Origin of the sequence: Chelatococcus sp. CO-6, from assembly GCF_001271345.1 — a bacterium.
Lineage (GTDB): Bacteria > Pseudomonadota > Alphaproteobacteria > Rhizobiales > Beijerinckiaceae > Chelatococcus_A > Chelatococcus_A caeni.
In genome coordinates, this window is the sequence record NZ_CP012399.1 from 202,750 (window position 1) to 219,497 (window position 16,748).

Consider the following 16,748-nt stretch of genomic DNA (forward strand, 5'->3'; position numbering starts at 1 on the left):
GCAGGAAGGGCGCTATCCTGGAAGCTGCCCGAACGCTGGCCATGGAGACGACGATGCCCCTCACCAACGAAGCCCGCGGCGTGTTCCCCATCGCGCCGACGCCCTTTTCCCCGTCGGGCGAGATCGACTGGACGAGCGTCGACCGGCTGTTCGACTTCTATCGCGAGATCGGCGCCGACGGCCTCACCGTGCTCGGCATCATGGGCGAGGCGCCCAAGCTGAAGGCCGAGGAATCGGTCGCCCTCGTCAAGCGCTGCATCGCGCGCGTCGGCGATCTTCCCGTCATCGTCGGCGTCTCGGCGCCAGGCTTCGCCGCCATGCGCGCCATGGCGCGCTCGGCCATGGACCTTGGTGCCGCCGGCGTGATGATCGCGCCGCCCTCGTCGCTGCGCACCGACGACCAGATCGTCACCTATTACGCCCAGGCGGTGGAGGCGATCGGCGCCGACATCCCCTTCGTCATCCAGGATTATCCGCTGACGCTCTCGGTCGTCATGACGCCCGGCGTCATCCGCCGCATCGTCACGGACAATCCCTCCTGCGTGATGCTGAAGCACGAGGACTGGCCGGGCCTCGAGAAGATCTCCGCGCTGCGCCGCTTCCAGCAGGACGGGTCCATGCGGCCGATTGCGATCCTGTGCGGCAACGGCGGCCTCTTCCTCGATTTCGAGGTGGAGCGCGGCGCCGACGGCGCCAACACCGGCTATGCCTTCCCCGAGATGCTGATCGACGTCGTCCGGTTGCAGGCGCGCGGCGAGCGCGATGCGGCCCACGACGTCTTCGACGCGCATCTGCCGCTGCTCCGCTACGAGCAGCAGCCGGGCGTCGGCCTCGCCGTGCGCAAATATGTCATGATGCGCCGCGGCATCCTCGCCTCCGATGCGCAGCGCAAGCCGGCGGGCCGCCTTTCCGAGGCGGCCGTGGCCGAGATCGACTATCTCCTCAAGCGCCTCGCCACCCGCGACCCGCGCGCTGCCGGGCTCGTCTGACGCCGTTTCGCACCGCGCCGGCCCTGTCAGGGGACGGCCGTTGCAGAGCGTCGGGCGCGAGGCCGCGACGGGCCGACGCCCCGGGCTTGCCTCGATCAGTCCTGCTGCGAAGCCGCAGATGGTGCGAGGAAGCGTGTCACGGCGCTGAGGAAGGCGGCGCGGCCACTTTCGCTCCTGTCGAGATGCACGAAATGCGTCGCGTTGGGGATCGTGACGCGTTCCGCTTGCGGCGCTTCGCCGGCGATCGCCAGCGCATCCTCCGGCCGGCTCCAGAAGTCGGCCTCCGAGCGCAGCACGAGCACGGGCATGCTGAGCGCGGATGCGGACCACTGCCGCTTGCCGGTCGCCAGTTCGAAGCTGTCGGCCATGGCCCCGCTCGGAGAGCGGAAGCTTGGCGGCTCGCGGCTCTGCGACGTCGGGTCGGATGCCAGCGCGGCCTCGACATAGGCCTGCTTGACGCGTTCGTCCCGCCAGGAGGCCTTATCGGGCACCGGAATGCTGTTGTCCCATGCCGGCAACAGGCTTGCCCCGGTATTGAGGCGATAGGCGCCGTAGGCTGCCGCATTGAAGTGCCCCGGCCTCGCGGGATCCTCGAGCGGCGAGCCGTGGCCGAGCGACTTGTGTTCGCGCGAGCCACCATAGAGCGTGTTGTAGAGGACGAGCCGCTCGACCTTTTGCGGATATCTCGCCGCATAGGCGCCGGCCCAATGCCCTCCGGTCGCCCAGCCGATGATGCCGACCTGCGGGTCTCCGCTCCAGCCGATGATGGCGTCGATCGCGGCGGCGATGTCCGTCACCGCATCCTCGGTCCGCATCAAGGGCTCAGCTTCGGCTCGCGGCCGCTCCATCGCCGCCGGCCTGCTCGATCCACCGTAGCCGCGCAGGTCGAGGATGTAGACGGCGTGGCCTGCTTCGGCGAGGTCGGCTGCCAGGGAGCCTCCGGGCACCGGAAGATCGAAGGACGCCACGCCGGGCACCCGCGCCCCATGGATGAGAAGGACGGCCGAAGCGATCTCGGCGGGCCCGCCGGGGCTGCGCACTTCCCGGACGAAAAGGCGCTCGCCGGACGGCAGATCAACGTACTGGTCGGTCCTTTCGACCGGGGGCTGGGAGGCAGCTGTCGCGACCGGTCCCATGAGTGCACCTGCCAGGATGAGCGTAGCTAATCGGGTCATCGCGTCTTCCCTCGACTGTGATCCGGGGAAGATGACGGGCCGAAGCGCCTCGATCGATGATGCATCTGATGGGTTTTGATATCGTGGCGATATGGAGCTTCGCCATCTTCGCCACTTCCTGGCCGTCGCCGAGGAACTGCACATGGGACAAGCGGCAGCGCGCCTCGGCATGGCGCAGCCGCCGCTCAGCCAGTCGATCGCCAGGCTGGAAAGGGAGCTCGGCGTCCGTCTTTTCGATCGGGCGAACAGGCGGCTGACCCTCACGCGGGCCGGAATCGCCATTCTCGATGAGGCCCGCGCCTCCCTCCAGCATGCCGATGCAGCCTTCGCTCTCGCAAGGGCCGCCGAGCACGGCGCCGCCGGCGAGGTCAGGATCGGCTTCGTCTCGGCAGCCCTCTATCACCACCTGCCGAGGCGCCTCGGCCGGCTGCGGCAGGCGCTTCCGGGCGTGAAGCCGAGGCTGGTCGAAATGTCGACCAACGAGCAACTCGATGCCCTTGCCGCAGGCGCGATCGACATCGGCTTTGCCCATCCTCCCCTCGGAACGGGCGAGCGCCTGGCCGTCCTCGAATTGCCCGCCGAGACGAGCGTGGCGGCCCTGCCCGACGATGGAGGAACGGGACCTGTCAGTCTGGAACAGATCGCCGCCTGCGGGCTGATCCTCTTTCCGCCGGCCCAGGGCCCGGTGCTGCACGCCTGCATCATGGACAGCTTCACCAATGCCGGGATCGAAGTGCAGGTCGTGCAGGAAGCGACACGGGCGCTGACGATGCTGTCGCTCGTCTCGGCGGGCCTCGGCGCAGCGCTCTTGCCGGAATCGATCCGGCGGGTCGCTTTTGACGGGGTCCGCTATGCTGCGATCGCGGACGCGGCCGTGCCGGCCTTCTCGCTCTCGATGATCGCGCGGCGCGGGGCGCAGCCGCCTGTCGTCCGGCGGGTATGGGAGCTTTTCCGCCAGGCGATCTGACGATCGTCCGTCGTGCCTGGATCGGCGATCCCATTGCCGCTGGCGGTCTCATCCCTTGCGCCGGACCGGCCATAGACCACGCCGGGCGCGCGCCGCAGCGTCACGCCCCTTGCCCGGGCGGTGCTTGACAGTCCGCCGCTCTCGTCCAATAGTAACTACCTGATGAGTTACTTAAGAGCGTGATCACACGCCGTGCGCGATTCTCGCGCTTCGTCTGGGGAGGAAGGCGCCATGGCCCGTGCCGCGGGTTCTCGTGGGAGCGGACGCACCCTTGTGCAATGGCTTGATTCGGCCTGGGTGCGGCCGGTCGGTCTCATCGTCGTCATCGTCGTGCTGTGGGAGCTGGCGGTCAGGCTCTTCGCCATCCCGCCCTATCTCGTGCCCAAGCCGTGGGACGTCATCCTCGTCCTCGTCCACGAGCGCGACATGCTGCTCGCCGAATCCGTGCCGACGACGATCGCCACCATCGGCGGCTTTGCCCTGTCGGTCGCCGTCGGCATCCCGCTCGCCATGCTCATCGCCGGCTCGCGCACGGTGGAGGCCTATCTCTATCCGCTGCTCGTCTTCTCGCAGTCGATCCCGAAGGTGGCGGTGGCGCCGCTGCTCGTCGTCTGGTTCGGCTTCGGCATGGCGCCGAAGGTCATCTCCGCCTTCCTACTCGGCGTCTTCCCCGTCGTCGTCGCCGGCGTGCAGGGCTTCAAGTCGGTCGAGCCCGACATGCGCGACCTCGCCCGCTCGGTGAAGGCCTCCTGGCTGCAGACCTTCATGATCGTCAGCCTGCCGCACGCGCTGCCGTCGATCTTCTCCGGCCTCAAGGTGTCGGTGACGCTCGCCGTGGTCGGGGCCGTCGTCGGCGAGTTCGTCGGCGCCAATTCCGGCATCGGCTTCGTGCTGCAGCGCTCCATCGGCAATTTCGAGCTGCCGACGATGTTCGCGGCGCTCACCATCCTCGCCCTCATCGGCGTCGTCCTGTTCTGGACCATCGACCTCGTCGAGCGCCTCGCCGTGCCCTGGCACGCGAGCCAGCGCGCCGACGTCATCGCGACAGCCTGATCCTCATCCCGCGCCAAGACGGGAGCACCAAAGCAACGCTCTGACAGAGCTCATGGGGAGGACATCATGTTGAAGGCCCGGTTTGTGAAGATCTTGTCCCTGGCGGGTATCGCGGCGTTTCTCGCAGGCGCGCAGGCCGAGGCCGCCGACAAGGCGGTGCTGCTGCTCAACTGGTATGTCTACGGCGAGCACGCGCCCTTCTATCTCGGCAAGAAGAAAGGCTTCTTCGCGGAGGAGGGCATCGACCTCGACATCCAGGAGGGCAGGGGCTCGGCGCTGACCGTGCAGGCGGTGGCGGCCAAGACGGTGCCCTTCGGCTATGCCGACGTGCCGACCATGATCCGCGCCGCCGTGAAGGGCGCGCCGGTCGTCGCCACGGGCATCGCCCTGCAGAAGAGCCCCATGTCCGTCATGGGCTTCTCCGAGAAGAACATCCGCACGCCCGACGACATCAAGGGCAAGACCGTCGCCATGACGCCCGGCGATTCCATGTCGCAGATCTGGCCCCTGTTCCTCAAGCGTACGGGCCTCAAGGAGGGCGATTTCCAGGTCGTCTCCGGCGACGCCCAGACGAAGCTCAACGCCGTCATCAACGGGCGCGCCGACGTGCTCCTCGGCTATGCCATGGACCAGAGCATGAAGATCAAGGACGCCACCGGCAAGGACGTCTTCCCGGTGATGTTTGCCGACTACGGGATCAACATGGTCTCGTCCGGCATCTTCGTGCACAAGGACATGCTCGGCGAGAACCCCGACCTCGTGCGCCGCTTCATGGCGGCCGCGACGAAGTCGATCGAATATGCCGAGAAGCACCCTGCCGAGGCGGCCGAGGCCGTGCTCGAGGCCCTGCCCAAGGCGGGCAAGAAGGAGACCCTGCAGGAAGGCTTCGAGCTGACGATCCCGCTCTATCACACGGACGAGACCAAGGGGCAGCGGCCGTGGCGCGTGAGCGACAAGATCATGGCCGACACGGTCGATCTCCTGGTGCAGTACGGCGGCGTCGAGGCGGCGTCGGCCGGGGATGCGAAGGCGTTCTACACGAACGACTTCCTGCCGGCGACGAGCCAGTGAGGGGTGCCGCGATGCCTGCCGCCGCGCACCGCTTCACCGTGGTCAGCCGGGACGAGCCGGCCAGGACGCGCCGTCTCATCGAGATCCGCGGCCTGAGCAAGACCTACCGCACGCGGGCCGGGGACGTGCCGTCCCTGTCCCCGGTCGACCTCGATGTCGACGAGGGCGAGTTCATCGCCGTCGTCGGCCCCTCGGGCTGCGGCAAGTCCACGCTCCTGAAGCTCCTCGCCGGCCTCATCGCGCCGACCGAGGGCGAGGTGCGCATCGACGGGGAGGCGGTGCGCGAGCCGCCGGACAATGTCGGCATCGTCTTCCAGAGCCCGGTGCTGCTCGCCTGGCGCACGCTCCTGCGCAACGTCATGATGCCCGTCGAGGTGCGCGGCCTCGACCGCGCCACGCATCTCGCCCGGGCGCACCAGCTGCTCGAGACGGCGGGCCTCAAGGGCTTCGAGGACAAGTATCCCTGGCAGCTCTCGGGCGGCATGCAGCAGCGCGCCGCCATCTGCCGGGCCCTAGTGCACGACCCGGCGCTGCTCCTGATGGACGAACCCTTCGGGGCGCTCGACGCCATGACGCGCGAGCACATGAACCTCGAGCTGCAGCGCATCCACGGCGAGACCAACAAGACCATCATCTTCATCACCCACTCGATCCCGGAGGCGGTGTTCCTGGCCGACCGGGTGGTGGTGATGTCGTCGCGTCCCGGCACGGTCGAGGCGATCTACCAGGTCGACCTGCCGCGGCCGCGCTCGCTGGAGATGATGGGCGAGCGGTCCTTCGCCGAGATCACCAAGGAAATCCGCGGGCACTTCTATGCCCGCGGCGCGCTGGACTGACGCCATGGCCCCGCGGCTTCGCCTCCTCGACATCGCCTGTTTCGAGCGGCTCATGCCGTTCACGCACGCCTTCCGCTTCGGCGCGGTGAGCGTGACGGCGGCGCCGCAGGCCTTCGTGCGGGTGCTCGTCGAGGTCGAGGGCCACGGCATCGCGACGGGTGCCGCGGCCGAGATGATGATGCCGAAGTGGTTCGACAAGAACCCGGCGAAGAGCCCGGCCGACACCATCGACGACCTGCGCGCCGGGCTCACGCGGGCCGCGGCGGTCTATCTCGATGCCCGCGGCTTCGACACGGCCTTCGGGCACCATGCCCGCACGGTCGGCGAGACGGCGCAGGACGCGGCGCCGGCGCTGGTGCGCGGCTACGGCCCGGCCGTCATCGACAAGGCGATCCTCGATGCCCTGTTCAAGGCGCTCGGCGTCGACGCCGCGACGGGCCTCAGGCGCAACCTGCCCGGGCTCGACACGCAGCTGACGCCGGATGTCGAGGCCGGGCGGATCGACGACTTCCTCGCCGGCCTCGCGCCGCGGGCGGAGGTCGCCCTGCGCTGGACGGTCGGCCTCGGCGACGATCTTGCGGCGCTGCCCGGCGAGATCGCGCGCTCATCGCTGCGCTATCTCAAGCTCAAGCTCGGCGGCGACGTTTCGCAGGACCGCATGCGCCTTGCCGAGATCGCTGGCATCGTGGCGCGGGCGGGCACCATCACGGGCGTGACGCTCGACGCCAACGAGCAATACGACCTTCCCGGCCTCGCGGCGCTCGTCGGTGCGCTCTCGTCCGATGCCGCCCTTGCTCCCCTGCGCGAGCGGCTAATGTATGTCGAGCAGCCGCTCGACCGTGCCACGACCCTCGCCAACGACCTCGGCGACGTCGCCGCGGATATGGCCTTCATCATCGACGAGGCGGACGGCACCTATGATGCCTTCCCTGAGGCGGTGGCGCGCGGCTATCGGGGTGTCTCGTCCAAGGCCTGCAAGGGCCTCTACAAGTCGCTCCTCAACGCCGTGCGGGCCCGGGCGCTGAACGAGGCCGCAGGGCGCCCCGGCCACCATTTCCTCAGCGGCGAGGACCTCACCTGCCAGGCCGGCCTCGGCGTGCAGCAGGACACGGCGCTCGTCGCGCTCCTCGGCCTCGGCCATGTCGAGCGCAACGGCCATCACTATGTCGACGGCTTCGGGCCGGCGCCGGCGGAAGAGGCGGAGGCCTTCGCCGCCGCCCATCCCGACCTCTACGAGGAGCGTGACGGCCGCCTGCGGCTTGCGACCGGAAGCGGCGCGCTTGCCACCCGTTCCCTCTTCCGCGTTCCCGGCCTCGCCGGCGGCGCCGAACCCATCTGGGGCAGCCTCGCGCGCCTCACTTCCCAATCCATCCTCGAAGGGCAGACATCATGAGCCAGCGTACTCTCGGCATCGTCATGCACGGCATCACCGGCCGCATGGGGCTCAACCAGCATCTCATCCGCTCGGTCGCCGCCATCCGGGCGCAGGGCGGCGTGCCGCTGTCGGACGGCTCGCGCGTGCAGCTCGACCCCATCCTCGTCGGCCGCAATGCCGAGAAGGTCGAGGCGCTCGCCAAGACCCACGGCATCGCCCGCTGGACGACGGACCTCGACGCCGCCATCGCCAATCCCGACGACACCATTTTCTTCGACGCGGCGACGACGCAGATGCGGCCGGAACTGCTGGAGAAGGCGATCGCCACCGGCAAGCACATCTATTGCGAGAAGCCGATCGCCACCGATTTCGCCAAGGCGCTCAGGATCTGCGAGCTCGCCGACGCCAAGGGCGTCAAGCACGGCGTGGTGCAGGACAAGCTCTTCCTGCCCGGCCTGCAGAAGCTGAAGTTTCTGCGCGATTCCGGCTTCTTCGGCCGGATGCTCTCGGTGCGCGGCGAGTTCGGCTACTGGGTCTTCGAGGGCGACTGGGGCCAGGCGCCGCAGCGCCCGTCCTGGAACTACCGCAACGAGGACGGCGGCGGCATGATCCTCGACATGGTCTGCCACTGGCGCTACGTGCTCGACAACCTCTTCGGCGAGGTGAAGGCCGTCTCCTGCCTCGGCGCGACGCACATTCCGGCGCGCGTCGACGAGCGCGGCAAGTCCTATCCGGCGACCGCCGACGATTCCGCCTATGCCACCTTCGAGCTCGAGGGCGGCGTCATCGCCCACATCAACATGTCCTGGTGCGTGCGGGTCTACCGCGACGACCTCGTCACCTTCCAGGTCGACGGCACGCACGGCTCGGCGGTGGCCGGCCTCACCGATTGCGTCATGCAGGCCCGCCAGGGCACGCCCCGGCCGGTGTGGAACCCGGACCAGAAGCAGACGCACGACTTCTATGCCGACTGGCAGCCCGTGCCCGATACGGCGATCTACGACAACGGCTTCAAGACCCAGTGGGAGATGTTCGTCCGCCACGTCGTCGAGGGCGCGCCCTACAAGTACACGCTGCACGAGGGCGCCAAGGGCGTGCAGCTCGTCGAATGCGCGCTCGAGAGCTGGCGCGAGCGCCGCTGGGTCGACGTGCCGCCGCTGCCGCTGAAGGCGGCGCGGGCTCAGGCAGCCGAGTGAGGGCAGGGAAACAGGCCATGAACGTCGTCGACCAGAGCCTCACCATCCGCCTGCCGCGCGCCGACCGGTCGCTCGAGACCTTCCGGCCGCGCGCGCCGCGCGACTTCCCCGAGCGCGCGGCCGGCCCCATGAACCGCGTCGCCTTCTCGGCGGCGCATATCGTCGCCGATCCCCTGCGCGAGGCGGACCCGTGGCTCGACTGCGCCATCGACTGGGACCGCACCATCGCCTACCGGGAGCACCTGTGGAACCTCGGCCTCGGCGTCGCCGAGGCCATGGACACGGCCCAGCGCGGCATGGGCCTCGACTGGCCGGCCTCGCTCGATCTCATCACGCGCTCGGTCGCGGCGGCGAAGGCCCGCGGCGGGGCGCTCGTCTTCTCCGGCGCCGGCACGGACCATCTCGACCTTGCCGCGGTAAAGAGCGTCGACGAGGTGATCGCGGCCTACGAGACGCAGTTCGAGGCCATCGAGAAGGTCGGCGGGCGCATCATCCTCATGTGCTCGCGGGCGCTCGCCCGCGTGGCGGCGGGGCCCGACGACTACGTGCGCGTCTACGACCGGCTGCTGACGGGGGCGCGCGAGCCCGTCATCATCCACTGGCTCGGCGACATGTTCGATCCCGCGCTCGCCGGCTACTGGGGCACGCGCGATCTCGCAGCGGCGATGGACACGGCGGTGTCCATCATCAACGCCCATGCGGCCAAGGTCGACGGCGTGAAGATCTCGCTGCTCGACAAGGACCGCGAGATCGACATGCGCCGGCGCCTTGCGCCGGGCGTGCGCATGTATACGGGCGACGACTTCAACTATGCCGAGCTGATCGCGGGTGACGACAAGGGCTATTCCGACGCGCTGCTCGGCATCTTCGATGCCATCGCGCCGGCAGCCTCGGCCGCGCTCGTCAGCCTCGCCGAGGGGGACGAAGCGACCTTCCACGACATCCTGTCGCCGACGGTGCCGCTGTCACGCCACATCTTCCGGGCGCCGACGCGCTTCTACAAGACGGGCGTCGTGTTCATGGCCTATCTCAACGGCTGGCAGGACCATTTCACCATGGTCGGTGGCCAGGAGAGCGCGCGCTCGACGCTGCATCTCGCCGAGCTCTTCCGGCTCGCCGATGCGGCGGGCCTGCTGCGCGAGCCGGCCCTCGCGGTCAGGCGCATGCGCCACGTGCTCGCGACGCACGGCGTGGAAGGATGAGCGCATGAACCGCACTGCCTCTCCCGCCGCGGCGGCGGCCTCCGCCATGCGCGACTTTTCGCGGGACCACCGCTTCCTGTCGATCAACACGGCGACCGTGCGCAAGCAGGGTGATCTTCTCGCCATCATCGACGCCTGCGCGCGGGCGGAGATCCGCGCCATCTCGCCGTGGCGCGACCAGGTCGCGGCGCTCGGGCTCGACCGGGCGGTCGCTGCCGTCAAGGCGGCCGGGCTCGAACTCTCCGGCTATTGCCGCGGCGGCATGTTTCCGAGCGATGCGGCGCATCTCAAGGATATGCGCGACGACAACCGCCGCGCCGTCGACGAGGCGAAAGCCCTTGGCGCGCCCTGCCTCGTCCTGGTCGTCGGCGGCCTGCCGCAATATTCGCGGCCGGGCTCGGCCCCGTCGAAGGACCTCGGCGCGGCGCGCGCCATGGTGGAGGACGGCATCGGCGAACTGCTGGACTATGCCCGCTCCGTCGGCATGCCGCTCGCCATCGAGCCGCTGCACCCGATGTACGCCGCCGACCGCGCCTGCGTGAACACGCTCGGCCAGGCGCTCGACATCTGCGACCGGCTCGACCCCGGCCGCAGCGGTTTCCTCGGTGTCGCCTGCGACGTCTATCACCTGTGGTGGGATCCGGACCTCTTCGCCGGCATCGCGCGGGCCGGGCGCGAGCGCATGCTCGCCTATCACGTCTGCGACTGGCTGGTGCCGACGCGTGACTTACTTCTCGACCGCGGCATGATGGGCGATGGCGTCATCGACCTCAAACCCATCCGCGCCGCAGTTGAAGCGGTGGGCTACGCGGGTTATGCGGAAGTCGAGATCTTTTCCGAGGACTGGTGGGCAAGGCCGATGGACGAGGTGCTGGCGACCTGTATCGCCCGCCACCGGTCCACGGTCTGAAGAGGGCGGAACGTCTTTCGTCGCGCGAGAGCTTTTTCCGGCCGAAGCGGCCGGCGGCTCGGCGTAGAACCGAAGGCCGCGCCAGCGACATGCGCCCACTATCACGAGTTGAGAGGCCTGTTCCGACCCGATCGGATCGGAATAGACTTCAGGGGCAGTGGAGCGTAACGAGGGCATGACGAAGACGAAGGCCGGCCCGGCGTCGGCCGCCGAGACCGCAGCGGCGCCCGAGGGCGCCGCGGTCAAGCGCGAGGTGCGCACGCGCGATCCCGAGCGCACGCGCGGCAACATCCTGTCGGCGGCAACAGTGGAATTCTCCTCGCGCGGCTTCGCCGGTGCGAGCATCGACGCCATCGCCAAGCGCTCGGGCGCCAACCGGCGCATGATCTATCACTATTTCGGCTCGAAGCGCGGGCTGTGGCTCGCCGTGCTCGAGGCGGCCTACGAGCGCGTGCGCACGGCCGAGCTGCGCCTGCATCTCGAGCAGCTCGCGCCGGAGAAGGCGATGCGGGCGCTCGTCGCCTTCACCTTTGATTCCTTCATCGGCGAGCGCACCTTCATCAACCTGCTCAACAGCGAGAACCTGCACCAGGCGCGCCATCTCAAGGGCTCGACGCGCATCAAGACGATGCACTCGCCGCTCATCGGCATGCTCCAGGACATCCTCGACAAGGGCGTGGCGGCCGGCGTCTTCCGCAGCGGCATCGACCCGGCGCAGCTGTGGATCTCGATTGCCGGCGTGTCCTTCTTCTATTTCTCCAACATCTTCACCTTGTCGGTGATCCTCGACCGCGACCTGATGTCGAAGAAGCAGATCGCCGAGCGCCGCGCCCACGTCGTCGACCTCATCCTGGCGGGCATCCGCGCCTGACGGCCACGCCTCCTGCTCACCAGCGCGCCAGGCGCCGGGCGGCGAGGGCGCCGAGCGCCGCGAGCCCGGCAATGGCCATCGTGTACCAGGTCGCCACGAAGAGCGGGGAATCGTCGGGGCAGTGTGCCGCATAGAAGACGGCGGCGAGGCCGCCGGCGAGCAGACCCGCCATGGCGCCGGCGAGCCGCGGCCGCGTCGGTGCGCCGTGATGCAGGGCCGCGAGGAAGACGGCGAGCGGGCCGAGGCCGATGAGCGGGATGTAAGTGAGGCAGACGAGGCTGTTGGTGCCGACGAGCCGCGTCGCCCATAGGGCCCGCGGCAGGACGGCGAGCTCTGCAACGACAGCCGTCACGAGGAGCGCCGCGACGGCGGCGAGGCAGGCCGCTGCCGGTCGCCAGTCGGCGCCGGGCCGCGACAGCGAGCGCACCGCGCCGAAGGCGGCGGCGGCGAGGGCGGCGGCGACGACGAACTTCAGGAGGAAGCGCGGGGTCTCGGCCGCCGCCGCGAAATCGGGCCGCGGCCCGAGCGTCAGCATGAAGACGACGGCGGCGACGAGGGCGGCGAGACCGGCGGCGGCCCACCAGGTGGCCGGCAGTGAGAGGCGCGGGCGGCGCGTGTCCGCGGCAAGCGCCTTGATGAGATCCTCGGTATCCATGTCAGTCACGTCCGTGCCGCCTGCCGAAATGTTTCGCGATGGCCGCGAGGCCCCGATGCAGCGCCACCCTCACCGCCCCCTCGCTCATGCCGAGCTGTTCGGCCGTCTCGCGGATGGAGCGGCCGTCGAGCGACACGGCGGCGACGACCGTGCGCTGTCCCGGTGACAGCGTATCGAGCGCCCGGTCGACCTCGCGCTGCGCCAACGTCTCGGCCACCGGTGCCGCGAAGGTCTCGGCCATGGCGTCGATATCGACGTCCACGTGCCGGCCACGGCGCCGGAAGGCATCGACCAGCTTGTGCCGCGCGATCGCGGCGATCCAGGGCTCGATCGGCATGTCGGCCCGCCAGGTATGGCGCTTGAGATGGATGGCGAGCAGCGTCTCCTGCACGATGTCCTCCGGGTCGATGGCGCCGTCGACGATCCTGCGGCGGGCGAAGCGGCGCACCAGATCACCGGCCCGCCCCAGGAAGGCGCGGTAGGCCTTCTCGTCGCCCGCGAGCGCGGCCCGCATGAGCCGGGCGAGTTCGCTGTCGCCGGTTTCGTCCAAGCGCCTCTTCCTCCCCTTCGTCCGCCGGCGGCCCGCTGTTACGGGGAGCGGCAAAGTTTCATCGAGGTCAATCGCGCTGACGGTTCACGACTTCGTGTAGCCGGGAGGATGTAACACCCCGGCGCTCCCGCCCGAATGGGTTTGTGCGCGCAGGGACAGCTTGCGCAGTCATTGAACGGGAGACGACACCATGTCCACCAAGACCACCGTCAGCACCGCGATCCTCGCCGGCGCCGTCGCCACGGCCCTGTCCTCCTTCGCCTATTCCGCACCGCTGACGGAAGCCGAGGCCAAGGCCGCCGTCGCCGCCGGCAAGGAGAAATGCTACGGCGTGGCGCTCAGGGGCCAGAATGATTGTGCCGCCGGGCCCGGCACCACCTGCCAGGGCACCTCGACCGTCGACTTCCAGGGCAATGCCTGGAAATTCGTGATGGGCGGCACCTGCGCCAAGGTCGAGCTTCCCGGCGGGCGCACGGGCTCGCCGACGCCGCTGACGCGCGACGTGCCGGCCTGATCGGCGACACCACCGGACAGGGAGGGCGCCGATGCGCGATTTCGCCACTGCCAGCAAAGCTGCCGACAAGGCCGGGGGCGCCGGCGCCCCCCGCTTTCCAGACCACGCCGTCGCCGGCCTCGCCGGCACGAGCTTCAAGCACGAGCACCTCGCCGCCATCATAGCCGACGACGGGCGGCGCGGCTTCTTCGAGGTCCACGCCGAGAACTACATGGGTGCCGGCGGGCCGCCGCATGATGCGCTCACCCGCATCCGCCGCGAGCATCCCGTGTCGCTGCACGGGGTGTGCATGTCGATCGGCGGGCCGCAGCCGCTCGACAAGGCGCATCTCGCCCGCTTCAGGGAGCTCGTCGCGCGCTACGAGCCGGCGCTCGTCTCCGAGCATCTCGCCTGGTCGACGCACGAGACCGCCTTCTTCAACGATCTCCTGCCGCTGCCCTATACCCCCGAGACGCTGGCGCGCGTCGCCGCGCACGTGGAGGAGGTGCAGGAGGCCATCGGCCGGCCGATCCTCATCGAGAACCCGGCGACCTACCTCCTCTTCCGCGAATCGACGATGAGCGAGACGGATTTCCTCGGCGCGCTCGTCGCGCGCACGGGCTGCGGCCTGCTGCTCGACGTCAACAACGTCTTCGTCTCGGCCACGAACCATCGTTTCTCGGCCCTCGATTACCTCGCCGATTTCCCGCTCGCGGCCGTCGGGGAGATCCACCTCGCCGGCCATACCGAACAGGCGGACGACGAGGGCGAGCCGCTCATCATCGACAGCCACGACAGGCCCGTTGCCGATGCGGTGTGGACCCTGTTCGCCACTGTGATCGCCCGGTGGGGCCCGGTGCCGACCCTGATCGAATGGGACAGCAACATTCCCGACTGGCCGGTGCTCAGGCGCGAGGCGGCCGCGGCCCAGGTCATCCTCAACCGGCACGCCGGCCGCGATGCCGCCGGAGGCGCCCATGCAGCGGCCTGAACACGCGAGAGGGGAAGCCGGCGGCGGCCTCACCTATGCGGCCCGGTTCTCTCCCGGCCTGCTCGATCCCCTGCAGCCGACGCCGGCCTTCGTTTCGGGGCCCGGCGGCAAGCGGGCGGACAAGCGCTACAACGTCTATCGCAACAATGTCACGGTGAGCCTCATCGAGGCGCTCGGGGCCGTGTTTCCGGCCGTGCGGCGCATCACCGGGGAGGATTTCTTCCGCGCCGTGGCCCGCGCCTATGTGCGGGCAAGGCCGCCGTCCTCGCCGCTGCTGTTCGAATACGGCCGTGACTTCCCCGATTTCATCGCCGCCTGGGACCATGCCGCCCCGGCGCCGTGGCTCGCGGATGTCGCGCGCCTCGAGCGGGCGTGGCTCGACGCCTATCACGCGGCGGACGCCGCGCCGCTCGAGGCGCAGGCTCTTGCCGCCGTCCCGGCCGAACGGCTGGCGGATATCGTCTTCGTGGCCCATCCCGCCGCGCGGGTCGTGCGCTCGCCCTTCGCGGCCGTCACGATCTTCGCCGCCCACCGGCAGGAGGGGCAGGCGCAGACGATCGACGCCGGCACGCCTGAGGATGCGCTCGTCACGCGGCCCGGCCTCACGGTGGCGGTCCGCCACCTGCCCGCGGGCGGCGCCGTCTTCGCCGCCCGCCTTCTCGCCGGGGCGCCGTTCGCGACCGCGGCGAGCGAGGCCCTCGCCGAGGCGCCCGGCTTCGACCTCGCCGCCAATCTCGCCGGCCTTCTCGCGGCGGGCGCCTTCACCTCCATCATTGCGGGAGACGGACGATGAGCATATCCGAGCGCTGGAACCTCGCTGCCGACGGCGGGCGCCTGCTCGCCACGGCGATGCGACGCGTGGAGGCCGCGATCGCGGCACTGGCGCCGCCTTCCGTGGCGCAGGCGCTGCTGCGCCTCGCGCTTGCCGTGCCCTTCTGGCGCTCCGGCATCAACAAGTGGGATGGCTTCGGCACGCTCAACGAGGTCGCCGTGCTGCTCTTCTCCTCGGAGTTCCAGCTGCATCTGCCGGGCGGGCCCTACGCCTATCCCTTCCCGCACGTCACGGCGTTTGCGGCCGGCACCGCCGAGATCGTCCTGCCCATCCTTCTCGTCCTCGGTTTGGGCACACGGCTGGCGGCCCTCGGCCTCCTCGTCATGACGTTCATCATCCAGCTCACCGTGCCCGACGGCTGGCCGGTGCACGTCACCTGGGCGGCCATGGCGCTTGCCCTCATGGCCTTCGGACCGGGCCGCCTGTCGCTCGATCATCTCCTTGCGGCGGGCAATTCCCGGCGCTGACATTGCAATGCCCGCCTCCCGGCCGATATGTCGTTGAGGCTTCGGCGAGGAGAATGGCCATGGACGACATGCTGACGGGCATTCACCACCTGACGGCGATCACGGCGCGGGCGAGCGAGAACCACCGCTTCTACACCGGCGTGCTCGGCATGCGCCTCGTCAAGAAGACGGTGAACCAGGACGATACCTCCGCCTACCACCTCTTCTACGGCGACGGCGCCGCCTCGCCCGGCTCGGACGTGACCTTCTTCGACTGGCCGGTGGCGCGCGAGCGGCGCGGCACCCATGCCATCGTCAACACCGGCCTCAGGGTCGCGGGCGAGGAGAGCCTCGCCTGGTGGCGCGAGCATCTTGCCGAGGCAGGCTGCACGGTCGGCGAGATCGGCGAGCGGGCGGGGCGCGCCGCGCTCGTCTTCGAGGACCCGGAGGGCCAGCGCCTCCACCTCGTCGACGACGGCGGTTCTGGCGAGGGCCATCCGTGGCAGGACAGCCCAGTGCCGGCGCACCACCAGATCCGCGGCCTCGGGCCGATCACGCTTTCGGTGCCCGATCTCGCGCCGACGCAGTTCGTTCTCACCGAGGTGCTCGGCATGCGGCCGGAGCGCGTTCATCCCGTCGACGGCGGCACCACGCTGCATGTCTTCGCCATGGGCGAGGGCGGCCCGGCGGCCGAATTGCACGTCCTCGTCGAGTCCGGCCTCGGGCCGGCGATGCAGGGGGCGGGCGGCGTTCACCATGTCGCCTTCCGCACGCCGGACAGGGAGGGCCTCACGGCCTGGGCGGCGCGGCTCGGCTCCGTCCGACTGCCCAACAGCGGCGAGGTGGAACGCTACTACTTCCGCTCGCTCTACTTCCGCGAGCCGAACGGCATCCTCTTCGAGATCGCGACCGACGGCCCCGGCTTCGCGGTCGACGAGCCGCTCGACAGCCTCGGCGAGAAGCTCACGCTACCGCCCTTCCTCGAGCCGCAGCGGGCGGCGATCGAGGCCAATCTGAAGCCTCTCTAGAGCATTTTCCGCCGAAGTGGATGCCGGTTCGGCGCGAAGAAAATGCTCTATTTGAAAAGATGGACGCCTTTCCGGTTCAATTGCATCGGAAAGGCTTAGGGAAAGCGG

Annotated in this window: 18 protein-coding genes; 15 read left to right on the forward strand and 3 right to left on the reverse strand. The window is 69.6% G+C overall.

From position 1 onward, the window contains the following. Nucleotides 1–53: 53 nt before the first annotated feature. Nucleotides 54–989, forward strand: coding sequence for a dihydrodipicolinate synthase family protein (locus AL346_RS21485; protein ID WP_026015354.1), 936 nt, complete (start codon nt 54–56; stop codon nt 987–989). A 95-nt stretch (nt 990–1,084) separates the two neighbouring features. On the opposite strand, the gene AL346_RS21490 is transcribed toward AL346_RS21485, so the two are convergent. Next, entirely contained in the window at nt 1,085–2,164 is a 1,080-nt protein-coding gene (locus tag AL346_RS21490) for an alpha/beta fold hydrolase (protein ID WP_026015355.1), read from the reverse strand. Between the two features lie 142 nt (nt 2,165–2,306). On the opposite strand from AL346_RS21490, the gene AL346_RS21495 reads away from it, so the two are divergent. The 9 genes from AL346_RS21495 (at nt 2,307) to AL346_RS21535 (ending at nt 11,645) form a co-directional block, all read left to right on the forward strand. After that, the gene (locus AL346_RS21495; RefSeq protein ID WP_245258930.1) at nt 2,307–3,131 is read left to right on the forward strand and encodes a LysR family transcriptional regulator; all 825 of its coding nucleotides are present in this window, start codon (nt 2,307–2,309) and stop codon (nt 3,129–3,131) included. 231 nt (nt 3,132–3,362) lie between these two features. Further along, a complete protein-coding gene (locus tag AL346_RS21500; protein ID WP_050996688.1) occupies nt 3,363–4,184 on the forward strand; it encodes an ABC transporter permease in 822 nt (273 codons plus the stop codon). A 66-nt stretch (nt 4,185–4,250) separates the two neighbouring features. After that, nucleotides 4,251–5,255: an ABC transporter substrate-binding protein gene (locus AL346_RS21505; RefSeq protein WP_019403477.1), complete on the forward strand. Its 1,005-nt coding sequence runs from the start codon at nt 4,251–4,253 to the stop codon at nt 5,253–5,255. Between the two features lie 11 nt (nt 5,256–5,266). Then, nucleotides 5,267–6,091, forward strand: a complete 825-nt coding sequence (locus tag AL346_RS21510) for an ABC transporter ATP-binding protein (RefSeq protein WP_019403478.1) — start codon at nt 5,267–5,269, stop codon at nt 6,089–6,091. 4 nt (nt 6,092–6,095) lie between these two features. Further along, a complete protein-coding gene (locus tag AL346_RS21515; protein ID WP_040405111.1) occupies nt 6,096–7,484 on the forward strand; it encodes an enolase in 1,389 nt (462 codons plus the stop codon). Next, entirely contained in the window at nt 7,481–8,662 is a 1,182-nt protein-coding gene (locus AL346_RS21520; RefSeq protein WP_019403480.1) for a Gfo/Idh/MocA family protein, read from the forward strand. Before AL346_RS21515 ends, AL346_RS21520 begins: the two co-directional genes overlap by 4 nt. A gap of 17 nt (nt 8,663–8,679) precedes the next feature. Beyond that, nucleotides 8,680–9,864: a dihydrodipicolinate synthase family protein gene (locus AL346_RS21525; protein WP_019403481.1), complete on the forward strand. Its 1,185-nt coding sequence runs from the start codon at nt 8,680–8,682 to the stop codon at nt 9,862–9,864. 46 nt (nt 9,865–9,910) lie between these two features. Continuing rightward, entirely contained in the window at nt 9,911–10,774 is an 864-nt protein-coding gene (locus tag AL346_RS21530) for a sugar phosphate isomerase/epimerase (RefSeq protein WP_026015356.1), read from the forward strand. Nucleotides 10,775–10,949: 175 nt separating this feature from the next. After that, nucleotides 10,950–11,645 (forward strand): TetR/AcrR family transcriptional regulator, encoded by a 696-nt coding sequence (locus tag AL346_RS21535; RefSeq protein ID WP_019403483.1) that lies wholly within the window; start codon nt 10,950–10,952, stop codon nt 11,643–11,645. 16 nt (nt 11,646–11,661) lie between these two features. Here AL346_RS21535 and AL346_RS21540 read toward each other — a convergent pair whose 3' ends face one another. Together AL346_RS21540 and AL346_RS21545 are read right to left on the reverse strand one after the other, a co-directional pair. Further along, entirely contained in the window at nt 11,662–12,300 is a 639-nt protein-coding gene (locus AL346_RS21540) for an NrsF family protein (protein ID WP_019403484.1), read from the reverse strand. A 1-nt stretch (nt 12,301) separates the two neighbouring features. Then, entirely contained in the window at nt 12,302–12,850 is a 549-nt protein-coding gene (locus tag AL346_RS21545) for a sigma-70 family RNA polymerase sigma factor (protein ID WP_019403485.1), read from the reverse strand. A 190-nt stretch (nt 12,851–13,040) separates the two neighbouring features. On the opposite strand from AL346_RS21545, the gene AL346_RS21550 reads away from it, so the two are divergent. The 5 genes from AL346_RS21550 to AL346_RS21570 are packed head-to-tail and all read left to right on the forward strand — an operon-like array spanning nt 13,041 to nt 16,640. Continuing rightward, the gene (locus AL346_RS21550; RefSeq protein ID WP_019403486.1) at nt 13,041–13,364 is read left to right on the forward strand and encodes a DUF2282 domain-containing protein; all 324 of its coding nucleotides are present in this window, start codon (nt 13,041–13,043) and stop codon (nt 13,362–13,364) included. Between the two features lie 31 nt (nt 13,365–13,395). Next, nucleotides 13,396–14,334, forward strand: a complete 939-nt coding sequence (locus AL346_RS21555) for a DUF692 domain-containing protein (protein WP_019403487.1) — start codon at nt 13,396–13,398, stop codon at nt 14,332–14,334. After that, nucleotides 14,321–15,127 (forward strand): DNA-binding domain-containing protein, encoded by an 807-nt coding sequence (locus AL346_RS21560; RefSeq protein ID WP_040405113.1) that lies wholly within the window; start codon nt 14,321–14,323, stop codon nt 15,125–15,127. Before AL346_RS21555 ends, AL346_RS21560 begins: the two co-directional genes overlap by 14 nt. Further along, complete coding sequence (locus AL346_RS21565) at nt 15,124–15,633, forward strand: DoxX family protein (RefSeq protein WP_019403489.1); 510 nt, start codon at nt 15,124–15,126, stop codon at nt 15,631–15,633. Before AL346_RS21560 ends, AL346_RS21565 begins: the two co-directional genes overlap by 4 nt. A gap of 59 nt (nt 15,634–15,692) precedes the next feature. Next, nucleotides 15,693–16,640 (forward strand): ring-cleaving dioxygenase, encoded by a 948-nt coding sequence (locus AL346_RS21570; protein ID WP_019403490.1) that lies wholly within the window; start codon nt 15,693–15,695, stop codon nt 16,638–16,640. The last annotated feature ends 108 nt before the right edge of the window (nt 16,641–16,748 follow it).

Excerpts from the sequence above, each read along its gene's own strand:
- AL346_RS21525 (WP_019403481.1), top strand. The coding sequence starts at position 8,680 with ATGAACGTCGTCGACCAGAGCCTCACCATCCGCCTGCCGCGCGCCGAC.
- AL346_RS21570 (WP_019403490.1), top strand. The coding sequence starts at position 15,693 with ATGGACGACATGCTGACGGGCATTCACCACCTGACGGCGATCACGGCG.
- AL346_RS21515 (WP_040405111.1), top strand. The coding sequence starts at position 6,096 with ATGGCCCCGCGGCTTCGCCTCCTCGACATCGCCTGTTTCGAGCGGCTC.
- AL346_RS21555 (WP_019403487.1), top strand. The coding sequence starts at position 13,396 with ATGCGCGATTTCGCCACTGCCAGCAAAGCTGCCGACAAGGCCGGGGGC.
- AL346_RS21560 (WP_040405113.1), top strand. The coding sequence starts at position 14,321 with ATGCAGCGGCCTGAACACGCGAGAGGGGAAGCCGGCGGCGGCCTCACC.
- AL346_RS21565 (WP_019403489.1), top strand. The coding sequence starts at position 15,124 with ATGAGCATATCCGAGCGCTGGAACCTCGCTGCCGACGGCGGGCGCCTG.
- AL346_RS21530 (WP_026015356.1), top strand. The coding sequence starts at position 9,911 with ATGCGCGACTTTTCGCGGGACCACCGCTTCCTGTCGATCAACACGGCG.
- AL346_RS21550 (WP_019403486.1), top strand. The coding sequence starts at position 13,041 with ATGTCCACCAAGACCACCGTCAGCACCGCGATCCTCGCCGGCGCCGTC.
- AL346_RS21535 (WP_019403483.1), top strand. The coding sequence starts at position 10,950 with ATGACGAAGACGAAGGCCGGCCCGGCGTCGGCCGCCGAGACCGCAGCG.
- AL346_RS21505 (WP_019403477.1), top strand. The coding sequence starts at position 4,251 with ATGTTGAAGGCCCGGTTTGTGAAGATCTTGTCCCTGGCGGGTATCGCG.
- AL346_RS21510 (WP_019403478.1), top strand. The coding sequence starts at position 5,267 with ATGCCTGCCGCCGCGCACCGCTTCACCGTGGTCAGCCGGGACGAGCCG.
- AL346_RS21490 (WP_026015355.1), bottom strand. The coding sequence starts at position 2,164 with ATGACCCGATTAGCTACGCTCATCCTGGCAGGTGCACTCATGGGACCG.
- AL346_RS21540 (WP_019403484.1), bottom strand. The coding sequence starts at position 12,300 with ATGGATACCGAGGATCTCATCAAGGCGCTTGCCGCGGACACGCGCCGC.
- AL346_RS21520 (WP_019403480.1), top strand. The coding sequence starts at position 7,481 with ATGAGCCAGCGTACTCTCGGCATCGTCATGCACGGCATCACCGGCCGC.
- AL346_RS21500 (WP_050996688.1), top strand. The coding sequence starts at position 3,363 with ATGGCCCGTGCCGCGGGTTCTCGTGGGAGCGGACGCACCCTTGTGCAA.
- AL346_RS21495 (WP_245258930.1), top strand. The coding sequence starts at position 2,307 with ATGGGACAAGCGGCAGCGCGCCTCGGCATGGCGCAGCCGCCGCTCAGC.
- AL346_RS21485 (WP_026015354.1), top strand. The coding sequence starts at position 54 with ATGCCCCTCACCAACGAAGCCCGCGGCGTGTTCCCCATCGCGCCGACG.